The organism is Agrococcus phoenicis (assembly GCF_047302415.1).
Lineage (GTDB): Bacteria > Actinomycetota > Actinomycetes > Actinomycetales > Microbacteriaceae > Agrococcus.
Genome location: NZ_CP154854.1, coordinates 176364 through 191694 on the forward strand (window position 1 = coordinate 176364; position 15331 = coordinate 191694).

Sequence of the window (15331 nt, forward strand, 5' to 3'; positions counted from 1 at the left end):
GTTGGCGAAGCTGTACTTCCGCTACGGCGCCATGAACTCGGGGAAGTCGACGGGGCTGCTGCAGGCGGCCTTCAACTACGAGGAGCGCGGCCAGCGCGTGCTGCTGGCGAAGCCCGCGACCGACACGAAGGGCGAGCGCGACATCGTCTCGCGCCTCGGCGTCACGCGACAGGTCGACGTCCTCATCGGGGCTGGGGAGTCGGCAGAGGCAGCGTTCGCGACGGCTGCCGCTGAGCGCGAGGAGCCGGTCGCGTGCCTGCTCATCGACGAGGCCCAGTTCCTGGCACCTGCCCAGGTCGACGAGCTGCTGCGCATCGCCGTCGAGCGCGGCGTGCCCGTGATCGCGTACGGCATCCGCACCGACTTCCTAACGCACGCCTTCCCCGGCTCCGCGCGCCTCCTCGAGCTCGCGCACTCGCTCGAGGAGCTCAAGACCATCTGCCGATGCGGCCGCAAGGCGATGTTCAACGGTCGCAAGATCGGCGGAGGATTCGTCTTCGACGGCGATCAGGTCGCCATCGACGGCGAGGAGGTCACGTACGAGTCGCTCTGCGCGACCTGCTACCTGCAGGAATCCGGCGGGCAGCTGGGCGCCTAGCTCCGCGCGCAGGGCCCAGCGGCCGGCCCGGATGTCGCGTGCTGCTCGACATCGACGACGAAGGGCTCACCGCAGCCTCGCCGCGATGAGCCCTTCCCATGCTGTCGGGGTGACAGGATTTGAACCTGCGACCTCGTCGTCCCGAACGACGCGCGCTACCAAGCTGCGCCACACCCCGATGTCGACTGCGGGATCAGGATCCGCTGAGCAACCGGACCAGTCTACCCGATGTCGCGGGCCCGCAGCGACACGACGACGGCCTCGGGGGGAGTGCCGAGGCGGAAGGGCGCGAAGATCGATGCGCCGATGCCCTGCGAGACGTTGAGCGGCACTGCCTGGCCGTCGTGCACCCAGGTGCTGAGCCCCGAGGCCTGGTCGCGCGGGATGTCGCAGTTGGTCACGATCGCGTGCCCACCCGGCACCCGCACCTGCCCGCCGTGCGTGTGGCCGGCGAGGATCGCATCCGCCCCGAGGTCGACGAAGGCGTCGAGGATGCGCCGGTACGGCGCGTGCGTGACCCCGAGCATGACGCGCGGGCCGTCCCCGAGCGCCTTGCGCATGCGCGAGATCGCGGCCTCGGTCTCGTCGAGGCGATCCCAGTCGCGGTGGGGGTCAGAGACCCCGAAGCCTGCGACCGTGGTGCCGCGCACCTCGACGGCGCGCGCGGTGTTGTTGAGGCTCAGCCAGCCGAGCTCCTCGTAGGCGCGCTCGAGGCCCGCGGTGTCGAGCCGCTCTGCCGTGTCGGGGCCGGTGTGCGTCGAGGGGCCGCCGAAGTAGCGCAGCGGGTTCTTCAGCTGCGGCCCGAAGACGTCGTTGGAGCCGTGCACGAAGAAGCCGGGGACGCCGCGGAAGACGCGGAGGGCATCGGCGAGCGCGGGCAGCGCGGCCGCGTGCCCGAGGCTGTCGCCGGTGTTGACGACCAGATCCGGCTCGAGCGTCGCGAGGCCCTCGAGCCAGTCGAGCTTGCCCGACTGCCAGGGCGCGAGGTGGATGTCCGCGAGGTGGAGCACCGTGATCGGGCGCGCGCCCGCGGGGAGCACGCGCAGCTCTTCGCTGCGGATGCGGAAGGCACGGGGCTCGATGGCGGTCGCGTAGGCAGCGACGGCGGCGCCGGCGGCGAGCACGCCGCCGACCACCGCGCCGAGCGCTCTGGGGCTAGCAGCCAGGGTCGCCTCCGCCGGCGTCGGTGCCCACCACGACGGAGATCGGGTCGTCCGGTCCGCCGGGGGCGCCCGGCTCAGGGTTCTGCGCCAGCACGGTGCAGAGGTTCGGCTCGCCGTGGTCCTGCCAGGTGATCTGGATCAGCTCGGGATCGAAGCCGGCGCTGCCGACCGCCGCTCTCGCGTCGGCGATCGCCTGCCCGACGAGGTCTGGCCAGGCCGCTGCGGCGGGATCCTCGGTCGCGCCGGGATCCTGCTCCGCGTCGGCGCCGAGCCCGCCGTTCGAGGGGTAGATGATGATCGGCGTCTGCGACGAGACGAGCGAGCCGGCGCCGGGAGCGGTGTACTCGACGACGCCCTCGGCCTGCAGGCCCTCGATCGCGTCGGCCACCTGCACGGTGTAGCCCGCGCCCTCGAGCGTCGCCTGCGCATCCGCGACGCTCAGTCCCGAGACGTCGGGCAGCTCGCTCGCGTCGCCGCGCAGCGTGTCCTCGTCGGGAGCGAGGAACTGCCCGCCGGGGTAGCGGTTCATGGCCTCGGCCATCGCTGCGGTGAAGACCGAGGATCGCACGTTCCAGCGATCCTGCAGGTTGCGGTTCGGCCCGATGATGTTGCCGACCCAGACGGAGGTCGCCACGGTCGGGCTCGCGCCGTTGACCCACGTCTGCTCGACGTTGTTCGTGGTGCCGGTCTTCGAGATCACCGGGGCGGCGCCGCGCGGGTTGTTGAGCGGGTTCCGCTGCGTGACCTCCTCGAGCACGGACTGCATCACCGAGGCGACCTCGGGCGTCAGGGCCTGGTCGCAGTCCTGCCCGGGCGGGGCCACCTCGGTGCCGTCGCGGGCCACGATGCGGTCGATCGCGATCGGCGCGCACGCGACGCCGCCGTTCGCGATGGTGGCGAAGGCCGAGGCCATGCCCATCGGCGTCACGGTCGATCCCGAGCCGATGACTGCGGGCGCGAAGATCTCCCACTCCGAGCCGTTCGCGGGGTAGGCGCCCATGCGGGAGGCGGTGTCGTGGATGTCGCAGAGGTCCAGCTGGCTCGCCATCGTCGCGATGCCGGTGTTGACGGAGTTCACCATGATCTCGGTCGGGGTCATGCGGGAGTACTCGTTGCCCTCGTTGTTCTGCGGGTTCCACTCCTCGGAGACCAGGCCCGTGCACTCCGCGCGGAACGCTCCGGTCGGCCACTCCTGCCGCGTGGCGTCCAGGCGCTCGTTCACGGAGTTGCCGTCGATGATCCACTGCGCGAGCGTGAAGATCTTGAACCCGGAGCCCGGCTGGAAGCCGGTGGAGCGACCGTGGGCGTAGTCGGCGTTGAAGTTCACCGCTGTGCCCGTGGGGGCGTGCTCGGTGCGGTTGTCGTAGTCCTTGTTCTGCACCATCGCGAGGATGCGGCCCGTGCCGACTTCCAGCTGCGTCACCGCTGCGCCGGACTCCCAGCGGGTCTCGTCGTTCGGCACGTACTGATCCACGGTCGCCTGCACGGCGTCGTTGAGGTCGAGGTCGATCGAGGTGTAGATGCTGTAGCCGCCCTGGGCCAGCGCCCGGGCGTTGTCCTCCGGCGTCGCGCCCAGGATGTGGTTGCCGCCCTCGACCGTGTCGATCTGGAGCACGCGCTGCACGTAGTCGCAGAAGAACCGGGCGGAGTCGTAGCCGGTGATGCAGCCGTTGTTCGGCGCCTGGATGTTGACGAAGCTCTCGTCCACGGGCGTCGCGAGCGCCTCGTCGCGCTCCTCGGCGGTGATGTAGCCGTCGTCCGCCATGCGGTTGATGATGAAGTCGCGGCGCTCCTGGTTGCGCGGCCAGTTCTCCGCGTTGTCGAGCCTGCGGATCGACGGGTTCTGCACCGTCGCGATCAGCGCGGCCGACTCCGCGACCGTGAGGTCTGACGCGGGCTTCCCGAACAGGCGCTGCGCACCCGACTCGATGCCGTAGATGTTGCCGCCGAAGTTCGCGATGTTCAGGTACGCGAGCACGATCTCGTTCTTCGTGTACTGCTGCTCGAGCCCGATCGCCAGGCGCATCTCGGCAAGCTTGCGCTGGTAGGACTCGGTGTACTGCGCGTCGCAGACCGCTTGCGACTCCTCGTCGTCCGAGAGGCACGCGTCGATCGCGATCTGCATGCGCACGAGCTGCATCGTGAGCGTCGAGGCGCCCGAGTCGCTGCCGAAGCCGAGCTGCGACATGCCGGCGCGCACCACCGAGGGCGCGTCGACGCCGCCGTGCGAGTAGTAGCGGCGATCCTCTCCCGAGATGAGCGCGTGCACCGCGTTCGAGGGCACGTCGCCCCACTGCAGCACCTGGCGGTCCTGGGCGTAGAACTGGGCGATCTCGACCGGCTGGCCGTCGCGCACGCCGTAGATGCGGTTGCGCTCTGCCTGCTGGTTGATCTGCGCGTAGGAGGGCAGGCTCTCGAAGAGGTCGAGGCCGCTGTTGGCGGTGCTCGAGGCCACCGCGAGCGCAGGCGTGAGCGTCGCGGAGACGAGGATCCCGGCGATCGCGGAGAACCCGATGAGCCCGAGGAGCGAGCCGATCAGGCTTCCTGGCTTGTGTCGTGTAGCGGCCATAGCATACGAGGGTACGCGACCAACCTATGACGCAGGGGACGACCGACGATGCCGAACACGACCTGGGAGTACGCCACCACGCCGCTCCTCATCCACCGCGAGACCGCCATCCTCAACACCTGGGGCAGCGACGGCTGGGAGCTCGTGCACGTCGCGAACGGGCCGGAGGGCGGCATGGTCGCGTTCCTGAAGCGTCCGCTCGAGGCGCCGGAGCAGGCGTGAGCGTCGCCGATCGCCTGACCGAGCTCGGGATCGAGCTGCCGGCCGTCGTGCCGCCGGTCGCCTCCTACGTGCCGGCTGTCTCCACAGGCGGCCTCGTCTTCACCTCCGGGCAGCTGCCGATGGTGGACGGCGCGATGCCTCGCACCGGCAAGGTAGGAGCCGAGGTGTCGGCGGAGGCCGCCGCCCTCGACGCCCGGCAGTGCGCGCTGAACGCGCTGGCCGCCATCGATGCCGAGATCGGTTCGCTCGACCGCATCACCCGCATCGTGAAGGTGGTCGGCTTCGTCGCCTCGGCGGAGGGCTTCCAGGGCCAGCCCGGCGTCGTCAACGGCGCGAGCGACGTGCTGGGCGAGATCTTCGGCGACGCGGGAGTCCACGCCCGCAGCGCCGTCGGCGTCGCGGAGCTGCCGCTGGGCGCGCCCGTCGAGGTCGAGCTGGTCGTCGCCTTCGCCTGACGCGCGTTCGCAGGTCGAGGAGGGTGCGGCGAGAGCGCCGCTGCCGCCACGAGGCCGAGAGGCTGCGGTCTCGTGACGCGCTCGCCCGCGGCGCGCGCTCCTCGACCTGCGGGAACGGGGCGCGCTCAGCCGCGGAACTGCTGCTTGATCGCCTCGACCACGCTCTGATCCGCGAGCGTCGTGGTGTCGCCGAGCGCGCGCCCCTCCGCGAGGTCGCGCAGCAGGCGCCGCATGATCTTGCCGGAGCGCGTCTTCGGCAGATCGGGCACGATGAACACCTGACGGGGCCGCGCGATGGCGCCGATGTCGGTCGCGACGTGCTGGCGGAGCATCTGCTCGGCCTCCTCGACGGAGTGCTCCTGCGAGGCCGACTGCTTCAGGATCACGAACGCGACGACCGCCTGGCCCGTCGTCGCATCCGTCGCGCCCACGACCGCCGACTCGGCGACGCCGGCGTGGGAGACGAGCGAGGACTCGATCTCCGCCGTCGAGAGGCGGTGGCCTGAGACGTTCATGACGTCGTCGACGCGGCCGAGCAGCCAGATGTCGCCGTCCTCGTCCTTGCGGGCGCCATCGCCGGCGAAGTAGCGATCGCCGAACTTCTCCCAGTAGGTCTCGCGGTAGCGCTCGTCGTCGCCCCAGATGGTGCGCAGCATCGACGGCCACGGCTGGGTGGCGACGAGGAGGCCGCCCTGCCCGTCGGCGACCGGCGCGCCCGACTCGTCGACCACGTCGATCGCGATGCCCGGGATAGGCACCTGGGCGCTGCCCGGCTTCAGCGTCGTCACCGAGGCGAGCGCCGAGATCATGATGGCGCCGGTCTCCGTCTGCCACCAGGTGTCGACGATGGGCGTGGTACCGCCGCCGACCACGTCGCGGTACCACATCCAGGCCTCGGGGTTGATGGGCTCGCCCACCGTGCCGAGCACCCGCAGGCTCGACAGGTCGCTCGACTGCGTGTGCTGGCGGCCGAGCTTCATGAACGTGCGGATGGCCGTGGGCGCGGTGTAGAAGATGGTCACGCCGTACCGCTCGATGATCTGCCACGGGCGCTCGGGCGTGGGGGTGTCGAAGGTGCCCTCGTGCATGACCTGCGTCGTGCCGTTCGCCATCGGGCCGTAGACGACGTAGCTGTGGCCCGTCACCCACCCGATGTCCGCCGTGCACCAGAAGACGTCGGTCTCGGGCTGCAGGTCGAACACGTGGCGGTGCGTGAACGCGGTCTGGGCGAGGTAGCCGGCGCTCGTGTGGAGGATGCCCTTCGGCTTCCCGGTCGTGCCGGAGGTGTAGAGGATGAAGAGCGGGTGCTCGGCCGGGAACGCCTGCGCCACGTGCTCCTCCGCGGCATCCGCCATCGCCTCGTGGTACCAGACGTCGCGGCCGGGGGTCCAGTCGATCTCGTTCTCGCCGCGGCGCACCACGAGCACGTTGGTGACGCCGTGGCCGGGCTCGCGCAGCGCCTCGTCGACGGTGGGCTTGAGCGCGAACACCTTGCCCTTGCGCCACGCGCCATCGGTGGTGATCACGAAGGTGGCGCCGGCGTCGTCGATGCGGCCGCGCAGGTTCGAGGGGCTGAAGCCGCCGAAGACGGCGGTGTGGACGGCGCCGATGCGCGCGCACGCGAGCATCGCGGCCACGGCCTCCGGCAGCATCGGGAGGTAGATCGCGACGCGGTCGCCCGCCTGCACGCCCAGCGACTCGAGCACGTTCGCGAGGCGCTTGACCTCTGCCGTCATGTCGGCATAGGTGAGGGTGCGCGTGTCTCCGGGCTCACCCTCCCAGTGCAGGGCGACGCGATCGCCGTTGCCCGCCTCGACGTGCCGGTCGAGGCAGTTGACCGCCACGTTGAGCGTGCCGTCGTGGAACCACTTCGCGTGCGGCGGCTGCCAGTCGAGCACCTCGCTGAAGGGCGTCTCCCACTGCAGCGACCGCGCTTGCTCTGCCCAGAAGGCGAGCCGATCCTCCTCCGCCTCCGCGTAGAGCTCGGCAGAGGTGGCAGAGCCTTGCGCGAGCGCCTCGGGCGGCGCGAAGCGGCGGGTCTCGTGCAGCAGATGGTCGATGCGGTCAGACACAGCGGTTCCTCCAGACGTCGTCGTCGTCGATCCGACCCTATCGGCGACGACCGAGCGCGACTCGGCGCCGTGTTGCATGGCGTCATCTGTGCGGGTGGTGCATAGCATGGTCGCAGTCGGCCCTGCCGACGTGAGCAGGTGCACGGCGGATCCCCCATCCGCCCTTCCTGCGGCGGCGCCCCCTTCCCCCGGGTGGGCGCCGCCTTCTCGTCGCACCTGGCGCGCCCTCCACAGGCCGCAGGTCCCCGCGCCCGTGCACGGGCGTCGTGGGCCTACCGTGCGCCTCATGACGGCGCGTGCTGGGCAGGACCTCGGGCGAGGGACGGGCATCCCGTTCGTCGCCGGAGGGGCGCGGCCGGCCGCGCTCACCCCGGGGCCCTCGCGAACCGCCGTCGACGGCGGCGCCCTTCGCGAGTTCGGCGAGCTGGCTGCCATCGTGTCCGAGCCGGCGGTGACGGACGTGTTCGTGACGGCCGGGCAGGTCTGGGTCGACCGGGGCAGCGGTGCCGAGCGGGCGCCGCTGGTGCTCGAGCCCGATCGGGCCAGGGCGCTCGCGGTGGCGCTCGTGGCGGCGGGCGGCCGGCACGTCGACGAGGCGACGCCTTGCGTCGACGTGCGGCTGCACGACGGCATCCGCGTGCACGCCGTGCTCCCGCCGATCGCGATCGGCGGGAGCCAGCTGTCCATCCGCCTGCCTCGCGTCGCGGCGCTGTCGCTCGACGAGCTCGAGCAGGGCGGCGCGTTCTCGGTGGTGCCGCTCGAGCGCGTGCGCGCGCTCGTCGAGCGGCGCGCGAACGTGCTCGTCACCGGCGCCGGCGGCTCCGGGAAGACGACGCTGCTGGGTGCCATGCTCTCCTCCGCCTCCGTCGCCGAGCGCATCGTGACGATCGAGGACGTCGCCGAGCTGCGCATCCGCCACCCGCACGTCGTGGGCCTCGAGGCTCGCCAGGCCAACGCCGAGGGGGCCGGCGCGGTCGGGCTGGAGCAGCTGGTGCGGGAAGCGCTGCGCATGCGCCCCGATCGACTGGTGCTGGGGGAGTGCAGAGGCGCAGAGGTGCGCGAGCTGCTGTCGGCGCTCAACACCGGGCATGACGGCGGGGCGGGCACGCTGCACGCCAACTCGCTCGACGACGTGCCGGCCCGGCTCGAGGCCCTGGGCGCCCTCGCGGGGCTCGGCACGGCGGCGCTGGCCAGGCAGGCGGTGAGCGCGCTGGACGCCGTGCTGCACGTCGAGCGAACCGCGACCGGTCGCCGGGTTGCCGCGATCGGCGCGCTCGCGCTCGAGCGGGACCGACTGGTGGTGCGTGCAGCATGACCCCTCGCCGGCTGCCCCTCGGCATCGGTCGCGCCGGCCGCGCGACCAGGAGCGAGCGTGCCCGAGACGCACCTGCCGAGCAGGAGGACGCCGCGGCGACGGTGCATCGCCTCGCTGCCCTCGTCGCGGGCGGGCTGCCCCTCGAGCGGGCATGGTCGCTGCTGGGCACCGATGCGGCGACGCTCGGGCGCCGCGCGGGAGGCGGCCTCGTCGATGCCGTGCTCGCCGTGGCGCAGCAGACGGGGGCGCCCACGGCGCCGACGCTCGAGCGGCTCGCAGCCCTGCTGCGCGAGCAGGCGGCGCAGCAGCGCGCGATCGAGGCTGCGCTCGCGGGGCCCCGGTCCACCGCCCGCCTGGTGATGGTGCTGCCGGTCGTGGGCATGGTCTTCGGGCTGGCGCTCGGGCTCGACGTGCTGGCTGCAGCCTCGAGCGGGGGGATCGGCACCTGGTCGGTGATCGCCGGCGCGACGCTGCTCGCCGCCGCCTGGGCGTGGTCGCGCGCCATCGTGCGTCGGGCAGCCCGCGGGGACCGGGCGCCGGGGATCGCGCTCGAGCTCGTGGCGGTGGCGCTCGCGGGGGGAGGCGCGACGACGAGCGCCCGCGCGGCGGCCGTCGACGCGATGCAGGCGGCGGGTGTCGTCGGGAGCGGCTGGAGCGAGGTGGATGCCGCGCTCGAGCTGGCCCGCCACGCCGGGGTGCCGGTGCGCGGCCTGCTGCTCGCCGAGGCAGCGGCAGCCCGCACGCGCGCGCGGCTCGAGGGCGAGGCGCGAGCGCAGCGGGCGGCGGTGCACCTCTCGCTGCCGCTCGGCGCGTGCGTGCTGCCCGCCTTCTCGCTGCTCGTGATCGTGCCGCTCGTCGTCTCGATGCTCGACGGGGCGCTCAGACCGCTGGGCTAGCGTCGGGGGATGCGCAATCTCTGGAACGGCATCGTCAACTGGGTGGCTGCGCTCGTGGGAGCGATCGGCGGCGCGCCCCACCCGATGGTGGCGACCGACGACCTCGGCCCGCGCTCTCGTGATGCGGGCCAGCCGAGCGATGGCGAGCACGAGCGCCCGCAGCCGGCCGCCGAGGTGCCGGGTCCCGACGAGGACCCCGAGCGGCACCAGCGCTGATCTGGGCGCTCGCGAGCGCTCTCCACAGGTCGCCTCCGCGGCGGCGCGAGCGACGTGCGGTCTCCCTCACCCTGGGGCTCCCCGAGGGAAGGAGGCGAGCATGCGGATGCTCACGAGACTGGTGCACGAGGAGGACGGCGCGGCGACCGCTGAGTACGTCATCGCGACGATGGCGGCGGTCGGCTTCGCCGGACTGCTGGTGGTGATCCTGCGCAGCGACGAGGTGCGCGGGATCCTCACCGACATGGTCCAGCGTGCGCTCACGGTGCAGTAGCAGCCGGGACGGCGAGCTCGGCGCGGTCACCGCCGAGCTCGCCGCGGCGCTGCCGGCAGCGGTGCTCGTGCTCGGCATCGCCGTCGGGGCGGTGGCCGCGACGGCGACGCAGGTCGGCCTCGAGCAGTCCGCAGGGGCAGCCGCCAGGGCCGCCGGCCGGGGTGACGATCCGGCGCCCTACAGCGACGGCGCCGCGCTGCGCGTCGAGCAGCAGGGCGAGCTCGTCTGCGCCGTGCTCCGTCGCGACGCGCTGGGCGGAGCGCTGCCGCTGACCGCGCGCAGCTGCGCGCACGGAGGTGGACGGTGAGCGGGGCGCCGTCCCGTGACGGCAGCGGGCCGATGGCCGGCGACCTCCTCGACGGGCCGAGGGTGACCGGCGGCCTCCTCGACGAGCGGGGTGCAGGCGCCGTGCTGGCGCTCGCGGTCGCGGCGGCGGCGATGCTGCTGGCGCTGCTGGTCGTCGGCGCGGGCACCGCATCGATCGCTCAGGCGCGCGCCGCGGCGGCCGCCGATGCCGCCGCGCTCGCTGCGGCGGACGCGCGCTCCGGGTTCGTCGACGGCAGCGCGTGCGCGCTCGCGCAGGCGGTCGCCACGGCGAGCGGCGCGCGGCTGCTCGCGTGCGCCGTCGACGGGCGTGAGGTGCGCGTCACCGTGGCCGTCCCGCTGGGCCAGCTGCTCGCATCCGCCACCGTCCGAGCGGGCCCGCCGCCGTGAGCGACGATCGCGCTCCCGTGCCGTCCCGCCACCGCCTGGGTCGGGTGTGCGCCGCGAGCGAACGAGCGGCCCTCGGCGGTGAGAGCGCAATGGCGCCGTGTGTAAGGTGTCGATCCGTGGCCCAGTCGGGCCCGGCAACCCCAAGAAGCAGTGAGCGTGAGCATGGGCAAGAAGCTCGTCATCGTGGAGTCCCCGGCCAAGGGCAAGACGATCGAGCGGTACCTGGGTGACGGATACCAGGTGCTGGCGTCGGTCGGGCACATCCGCGACCTCGTGAGCCCGCGCGACCTCCCGGCCGAGCTCAAGAAGGGCTCCTACGGCAAGTTCGCCGTCGACGTCGACAACGGCTTCACCCCGTACTACGTCGTCAGCGACGAGAAGAAGAAGACCGTCTCCGAGCTCAAGAAGGCGCTCAAGGACGCCGACGAGCTCATCCTCGCGACGGATGAGGACCGCGAGGGCGAAGCCATCGCGTGGCACCTGCTCGAGGTGCTGAAGCCGAAGGTGCCGGTCAAGCGGATGGTGTTCCACGAGATCACCGAGGACGCCATCCAGCAGGCCAAGGACCAGATGCGCGAGCTGAACATGCCGCTGGTCGACGCGCAGGAGACCCGACGGATCCTCGATCGCCTCTACGGCTACGAGGTCAGCCCGGTGCTGTGGAGGAAGGTGCGGCAGGGCCTCTCCGCGGGCCGCGTCCAGTCGCCGACGGCGCGCCTGATCGTCGACCGCGAGCGCGAGCGCATGGCCTTCGTCGCCGCCGACTACTGGAGCATCACCGCGCAGTTCGAGGCGCCGGACGCCGAGGCGAGCGCGCCCGCAGGCCGCTTCGGCGCGCGTCTCGTGCGGCTCGACGGCGCCAGGGTCGCGACCGGCTCAGACTTCGACGACCGCGGCCAGATCAAGGGCGTCCGCACCATCCTCGACGCCGAGGCCGCAGAGTCGCTCGCCGCAGAGCTCGAGCAGAGCGCGTTCGCGGTCTCGAGCGTCGAGTCCAAGCCCTACCGCCGTCGCCCGTCGGCGCCGTTCACGACCTCCACGCTGCAGCAGGAGGCCGGGCGCAAGCTGAAGCTCTCCGCCAAGCAGACGATGTCGGTCGCGCAGTCGCTCTACGAGCAGGGCTACATCACCTACATGCGCACCGACTCGCCCTCGCTCTCGAAGCAGGCGATCCAGGCCGCGAGGTCGCAGGCCACCGCGCTCTACGGCGCCGGCAGCATCCCGCCGGCCGCGCGCCACTACGCCGGCAAGTCGAAGTCGGCGCAGGAGGCGCACGAGGCGATCCGGCCTTCGGGCGAGTCGTTCCGCACGCCCAGCGAGGTGCGCTCGTCGCTCACGCCGAACGAGCAGCGGCTCTACGAGCTGATCTGGAAGCGCACGGTCGCCAGCCAGATGATCGACGCCACGGGGCAGACGGCCACCATCACCATCGCCTCTGGCAAGACCGGCCGCGGGATCGCGGAGTTCACCGCATCCGGCACCGTGATCACCGAGCCCGGCTTCCTGCAGGCGTACGAGGAGTCGAAGGACGCCGCGCGCTACGCCGACGAGGCGCAGGCGGATGCATCGGCGAGCGAGTCGCGGCTGCCCGACGTCAAGCAGGGCGACGCGCTGGGGCTGACCGAGCTCGAGCGCAAGGCGCACGCGACGACCCCGCCCCCTCGCTACACCGAGGCGAGCCTCGTGAAGGCGCTCGAGGAGCTCGAGATCGGCCGTCCGTCGACCTACGCGTCGATCATCGACACCATCGTGCGGCGCGGCTTCGTCACGCAGCGCGGCGGCGCGCTGGTGCCGAACTGGATCGCGTTCTCGACCATCAAGCTGCTGGAGGACAACCTCGGCGACTACGTCGACTACGACTTCACCGCCGCGATGCTCTCCGACCTCGACCGCATCGCCGACGGCGAGCTCGACCGGCAGGAGTGGCTGCAGCGCTTCTACTTCGGCAGCCCCGAGCATCCGGGACTGCAGTCGACCGTCGAGAACCTGGGCGACATCGATGCGCGCGCCGTCAACTCCATCCCCGTCGCCGAGGGCGTCACGCTGCGCGTCGGGCAGTACGGCCCCTACCTCGAGGGCACCGGTGCCGATGGCGAGCTGAAGCGCGCGAACATCCCCGAGGACCTGACGCCGGACCAGCTGACGCCGGAGAAGGCGCAGGAGCTGTTCGCCGCCGAGCCCGTGCAGGATCGCGTGCTCGGCGAGCACCCCGAGACGGGCCTCGACGTGGTCGTGAAGAACGGTCGCTTCGGGCCCTACATCGAGGAGTCGCTGCCCGTCGAGCTCGACGACGAGGGCAAGCCGGTGGCGCCGAAGAAGGGGAAGGCCGCGCCCAAGCCGCGTCGCGCATCGCTCTTCAAGTCGATGGAGCCCGAGAGCGTCGACCTCGAGACCGCGCTGAAGCTGCTCGGCCTGCCGCGCGTCGTCGGCGTGGATCCGGAGTCGGGCAACGACATCACCGCGCGGCCCGGTCGCTACGGGCCCTTCCTGTCGAAGGGCGAGGACACCCGATCGCTCGATGACGAGGAGCAGATCTTCTCCATCACGCTCGAGCAGGCGCTCGAGAAGTTCGCGCAGCCGAAGTACGGCGCCCGCAAGGCGGCGTCGGCGCTGAAGGAGTTCGACGCCGACCCGGTCAGCGGCAAGCCCGTGAAGGTGCGCGACGGGCGGTTCGGCCCGTACGTGACCGACGGCGAGACGAACGCCACCATCCCGCGCGGCGAGGACGTCGAGGGCATCACCTTCGAGCGCGCCATCGAGCTGCTCCAGATCAAGCGCGAGAAGGGGCCGGCCAAGAAGCCGATCCGCAAGGCCGCGGCCAAGAAGCCGGCCGCCAAGAAGCCGGCGGCCAAGAAGCCGGCGACCAAGAAGCCGGCGGCGAAGAAGCCGGCCGCGAAGAAGACCCCGCCCGCAGACGCATGACCGGCGCCTACATCACGCTCGAGGGCGGCGACGGCTCCGGCAAGTCGACGCAGGCGGCGCTGCTGCAGGCGTGGCTCGAGGCTGCGGGCCGCACCGTCGTGCGCACGCGCGAGCCCGGCGGCACCGACCTCGGCGTCGAGATCCGCCGGCTCGTGCAGCACACGGAGGGGCACGTGGCGCCCCGCGCCGAGGCGCTGCTCTACGCCGCCGACCGCGCTCATCACGTCGCGACCCTCGTACGGCCCGCGCTCGAGCGCGGGGAGGTCGTCGTGCAGGACCGCTACCTGGACTCCTCCGTCGCCTACCAGGGCGCGGGCAGAGCGCTCGACGGGGCGCAGATCAGGGATCTGTCGCTCTGGGCGACCGACGGCCTGCTGCCGCAGCTGACGGTGCTCCTCGACATCGACCCGGCTGCGGGTCGGGAGCGCATGGCGGGTCGGGCGGATGCGCCGTACGACAGGCTCGAGGACACCGGACTGGACTTCGCTGAGCGCGTGCGCGCCGCGTACCTCGGGCTCGCCGAGGCCGAGCCCGATCGCTTCGCGGTGGTCGACGCATCCGGCACCCCGGACGAGGTGCACGCGCGCGTGGTGTCGCACGTGCGTGCGATGCTCGACGCGCAGCACTAGGCGCTGCAGCACTAGGCGCTGCAGGACACCGGCGCGAGGCACGGGTGCAGACATGGAGGAGCGCGCATGACAGGCGGGTGGAGCGAGATCGTCGGCCAGGCCGACGCCGTCGCGACCCTGCAGCGCGCCGCGAGCGACCTCGGCGGCGCCGACTCCTCGGGCGCGATGACGCACGCGTGGCTGCTCACGGGGCCGCCGGGCTCCGGGCGCTCCAACCTGGCCTACGCCTTCGCGACCGCGCTGCTGTCGTCGCCGGAGGGCATCGACCCAGAGGTCGCGACCCTCGTCGAGGCGCGCACCCACCCCGATCTCGTCACGCTCTCGACCGAGGGCGTGCTCATCACCATCGCGCAGGCACGTGCCGTCGTGCAGCGCGCGTCGCTCGCGCCGTCGAGCTCGCGCTACCGGGTGGTCGTCGTCGAGGACGCCGACAGGATGGCCGAGCGCACCTCGAACGCGCTGCTCAAGGCGCTGGAGGAGCCGCCGCCCGAGACCGTGTGGATCCTGTGCGCCCCGAGCGAGGCCGACCTGCTGCCGACCATCCGCTCCCGGGTGCGCACGCTCACCCTGCAGGTGCCCGATCCCGCCGAGGTCGCCCGGCTGCTGGTGGAGCGCGACGGCGTCGACCCGGGCGTCGCCGATCGCGCCGCCCGGGAGGCGCAGAGCCACATCGGCATGGCGCGCAGGCTCGCGACGAGCGACGAGGCTCGCGCTCGGCGCGCCGAGACGCTGACGATCGCGATGCGGGTCTCGACCGCGGCGTCGGCGGTCCTGGCGGCAGCGCGCTTCGTGGAGATCGCGACGGCCGACGCCGACGCGCTCTCGGCCGAGCGCGACGACGCTGAGCGCACGCAGGCGCTGCGGCAGCTGGGCATCGAGCCGGGCGGAACGGTGCCGCCGCAGCTGCGCCGGCAGCTCAAGGAGCTCGACGAGGCGCAGAAGCACCGGGCGAAGCGCGGCATGCGCGACGGCGTCGATCGCATCCTCGTCGATCTGCTCTCGCTCTACCGCGACATCCTCATGACGCAGCTCGGCGTCGGGCGCGAGCTCGTGAACGCCGCCATGCAGCCGACGGTGCAGGCCGCGGCCGACTACCTGCGACGCGCCGACGTCATCGACGTGCTGGACGCCATCCGCCTCGCCCGCGAGCGCATCGAGGCGAACGTGCCGCCGCTGCTGGCGCTCGAGGCGATGCTGGTGCGCGCGGCGAGGGCAGCGCAGCGCCGCTGAGGGTCGGCGTCGGCCCCGCGCGGCGGCCTCTCCGCGCGCTCGACCGGTCCGCGGGC

15 protein-coding genes and 1 tRNA gene are annotated in these 15331 nt (G+C 72.5%); 12 read left to right on the top strand and 4 right to left on the bottom strand.

The annotated features are described in order from the left end of the window. The first annotated feature begins 1 nt into the window (after position 1). Complete coding sequence (locus AA0Z99_RS00925; RefSeq protein ID WP_413318590.1) at positions 2–598, top strand: thymidine kinase; 597 nt, start codon at positions 2–4, stop codon at positions 596–598. 104 nt (positions 599–702) lie between these two features. Here AA0Z99_RS00925 and AA0Z99_RS00930 read toward each other — a convergent pair. The 3 genes from AA0Z99_RS00930 to AA0Z99_RS00940 form a co-directional block, all read right to left on the bottom strand. Further along, positions 703–776: transfer RNA gene (locus AA0Z99_RS00930), tRNA-Pro, on the bottom strand. A gap of 43 nt (positions 777–819) precedes the next feature. Further along, positions 820–1734 (bottom strand): metallophosphoesterase, encoded by a 915-nt coding sequence (locus tag AA0Z99_RS00935; protein ID WP_413318592.1) that lies wholly within the window; start codon positions 1732–1734, stop codon positions 820–822. 19 nt (positions 1735–1753) lie between these two features. Beyond that, positions 1754–4330, bottom strand: coding sequence for a transglycosylase domain-containing protein (locus AA0Z99_RS00940; protein WP_413318593.1), 2577 nt, complete (start codon positions 4328–4330; stop codon positions 1754–1756). Between the two features lie 48 nt (positions 4331–4378). Between AA0Z99_RS00940 and AA0Z99_RS00945 the strand changes: the two genes are divergently transcribed. Next, positions 4379–4552, top strand: a complete 174-nt coding sequence (locus tag AA0Z99_RS00945; protein WP_413318595.1) for a hypothetical protein — start codon at positions 4379–4381, stop codon at positions 4550–4552. Then, positions 4549–5007: a RidA family protein gene (locus AA0Z99_RS00950; protein ID WP_413318596.1), complete on the top strand. Its 459-nt coding sequence runs from the start codon at positions 4549–4551 to the stop codon at positions 5005–5007. The genes AA0Z99_RS00945 and AA0Z99_RS00950 overlap by 4 nt, the downstream gene beginning before the upstream one ends. Positions 5008–5132: 125 nt before the next feature. Here the strand turns inward: AA0Z99_RS00950 and acs are convergent, their stop codons facing one another. Further along, positions 5133–7079, bottom strand: coding sequence for an acetate--CoA ligase (acs, locus tag AA0Z99_RS00955; protein WP_413318598.1), 1947 nt, complete (start codon positions 7077–7079; stop codon positions 5133–5135). A 286-nt stretch (positions 7080–7365) separates the two neighbouring features. Between acs and AA0Z99_RS00960 the strand changes: the two genes are divergently transcribed. From AA0Z99_RS00960 to AA0Z99_RS01000, 9 genes are all read left to right on the top strand, one after another. Next, entirely contained in the window at positions 7366–8394 is a 1029-nt protein-coding gene (locus AA0Z99_RS00960; RefSeq protein WP_413318600.1) for a TadA family conjugal transfer-associated ATPase, read from the top strand. Beyond that, positions 8391–9290, top strand: coding sequence for a type II secretion system F family protein (locus tag AA0Z99_RS00965; RefSeq protein WP_413318602.1), 900 nt, complete (start codon positions 8391–8393; stop codon positions 9288–9290). The genes AA0Z99_RS00960 and AA0Z99_RS00965 overlap by 4 nt, the downstream gene beginning before the upstream one ends. A gap of 9 nt (positions 9291–9299) precedes the next feature. After that, entirely contained in the window at positions 9300–9506 is a 207-nt protein-coding gene (locus AA0Z99_RS00970; RefSeq protein ID WP_413318604.1) for a hypothetical protein, read from the top strand. A 100-nt stretch (positions 9507–9606) separates the two neighbouring features. Then, entirely contained in the window at positions 9607–9780 is a 174-nt protein-coding gene (locus AA0Z99_RS00975) for a DUF4244 domain-containing protein (protein WP_413318606.1), read from the top strand. Further along, positions 9761–10087 carry a hypothetical protein gene (locus AA0Z99_RS00980; RefSeq protein WP_413318608.1) on the top strand — a complete coding sequence of 109 codons (327 nt, stop codon included), beginning with the start codon at positions 9761–9763 and terminating at the stop codon, positions 10085–10087. The genes AA0Z99_RS00975 and AA0Z99_RS00980 overlap by 20 nt, the downstream gene beginning before the upstream one ends. Before the next feature lie 32 nt (positions 10088–10119). Continuing rightward, the gene (locus AA0Z99_RS00985; protein ID WP_413318610.1) at positions 10120–10494 is read left to right on the top strand and encodes an Rv3654c family TadE-like protein; all 375 of its coding nucleotides are present in this window, start codon (positions 10120–10122) and stop codon (positions 10492–10494) included. Between the two features lie 156 nt (positions 10495–10650). Next, positions 10651–13416 carry a type I DNA topoisomerase gene (gene topA / locus AA0Z99_RS00990; RefSeq protein WP_413318612.1) on the top strand — a complete coding sequence of 922 codons (2766 nt, stop codon included), beginning with the start codon at positions 10651–10653 and terminating at the stop codon, positions 13414–13416. Then, a complete protein-coding gene (tmk, locus tag AA0Z99_RS00995) occupies positions 13413–14045 on the top strand; it encodes a dTMP kinase (RefSeq protein ID WP_413318614.1) in 633 nt (210 codons plus the stop codon). The genes topA and tmk overlap by 4 nt, the downstream gene beginning before the upstream one ends. Positions 14046–14111: 66 nt before the next feature. Continuing rightward, a complete protein-coding gene (locus tag AA0Z99_RS01000; RefSeq protein ID WP_413318616.1) occupies positions 14112–15275 on the top strand; it encodes a DNA polymerase III subunit delta' in 1164 nt (387 codons plus the stop codon). The last annotated feature ends 56 nt before the right edge of the window (positions 15276–15331 follow it).

Coding starts and splice junctions, on each gene's coding strand:
- AA0Z99_RS00940 (WP_413318593.1), bottom strand. CDS start 4,330: ATGGCCGCTACACGACACAAGCCAGGAAGCCTGATCGGCTCGCTCCTC.
- AA0Z99_RS00945 (WP_413318595.1), top strand. CDS start 4,379: ATGCCGAACACGACCTGGGAGTACGCCACCACGCCGCTCCTCATCCAC.
- AA0Z99_RS00960 (WP_413318600.1), top strand. CDS start 7,366: ATGACGGCGCGTGCTGGGCAGGACCTCGGGCGAGGGACGGGCATCCCG.
- AA0Z99_RS00965 (WP_413318602.1), top strand. CDS start 8,391: ATGACCCCTCGCCGGCTGCCCCTCGGCATCGGTCGCGCCGGCCGCGCG.
- AA0Z99_RS00970 (WP_413318604.1), top strand. CDS start 9,300: ATGCGCAATCTCTGGAACGGCATCGTCAACTGGGTGGCTGCGCTCGTG.
- AA0Z99_RS00975 (WP_413318606.1), top strand. CDS start 9,607: ATGCGGATGCTCACGAGACTGGTGCACGAGGAGGACGGCGCGGCGACC.
- AA0Z99_RS00985 (WP_413318610.1), top strand. CDS start 10,120: ATGGCCGGCGACCTCCTCGACGGGCCGAGGGTGACCGGCGGCCTCCTC.
- tmk (WP_413318614.1), top strand. CDS start 13,413: ATGACCGGCGCCTACATCACGCTCGAGGGCGGCGACGGCTCCGGCAAG.
- AA0Z99_RS01000 (WP_413318616.1), top strand. CDS start 14,112: ATGACAGGCGGGTGGAGCGAGATCGTCGGCCAGGCCGACGCCGTCGCG.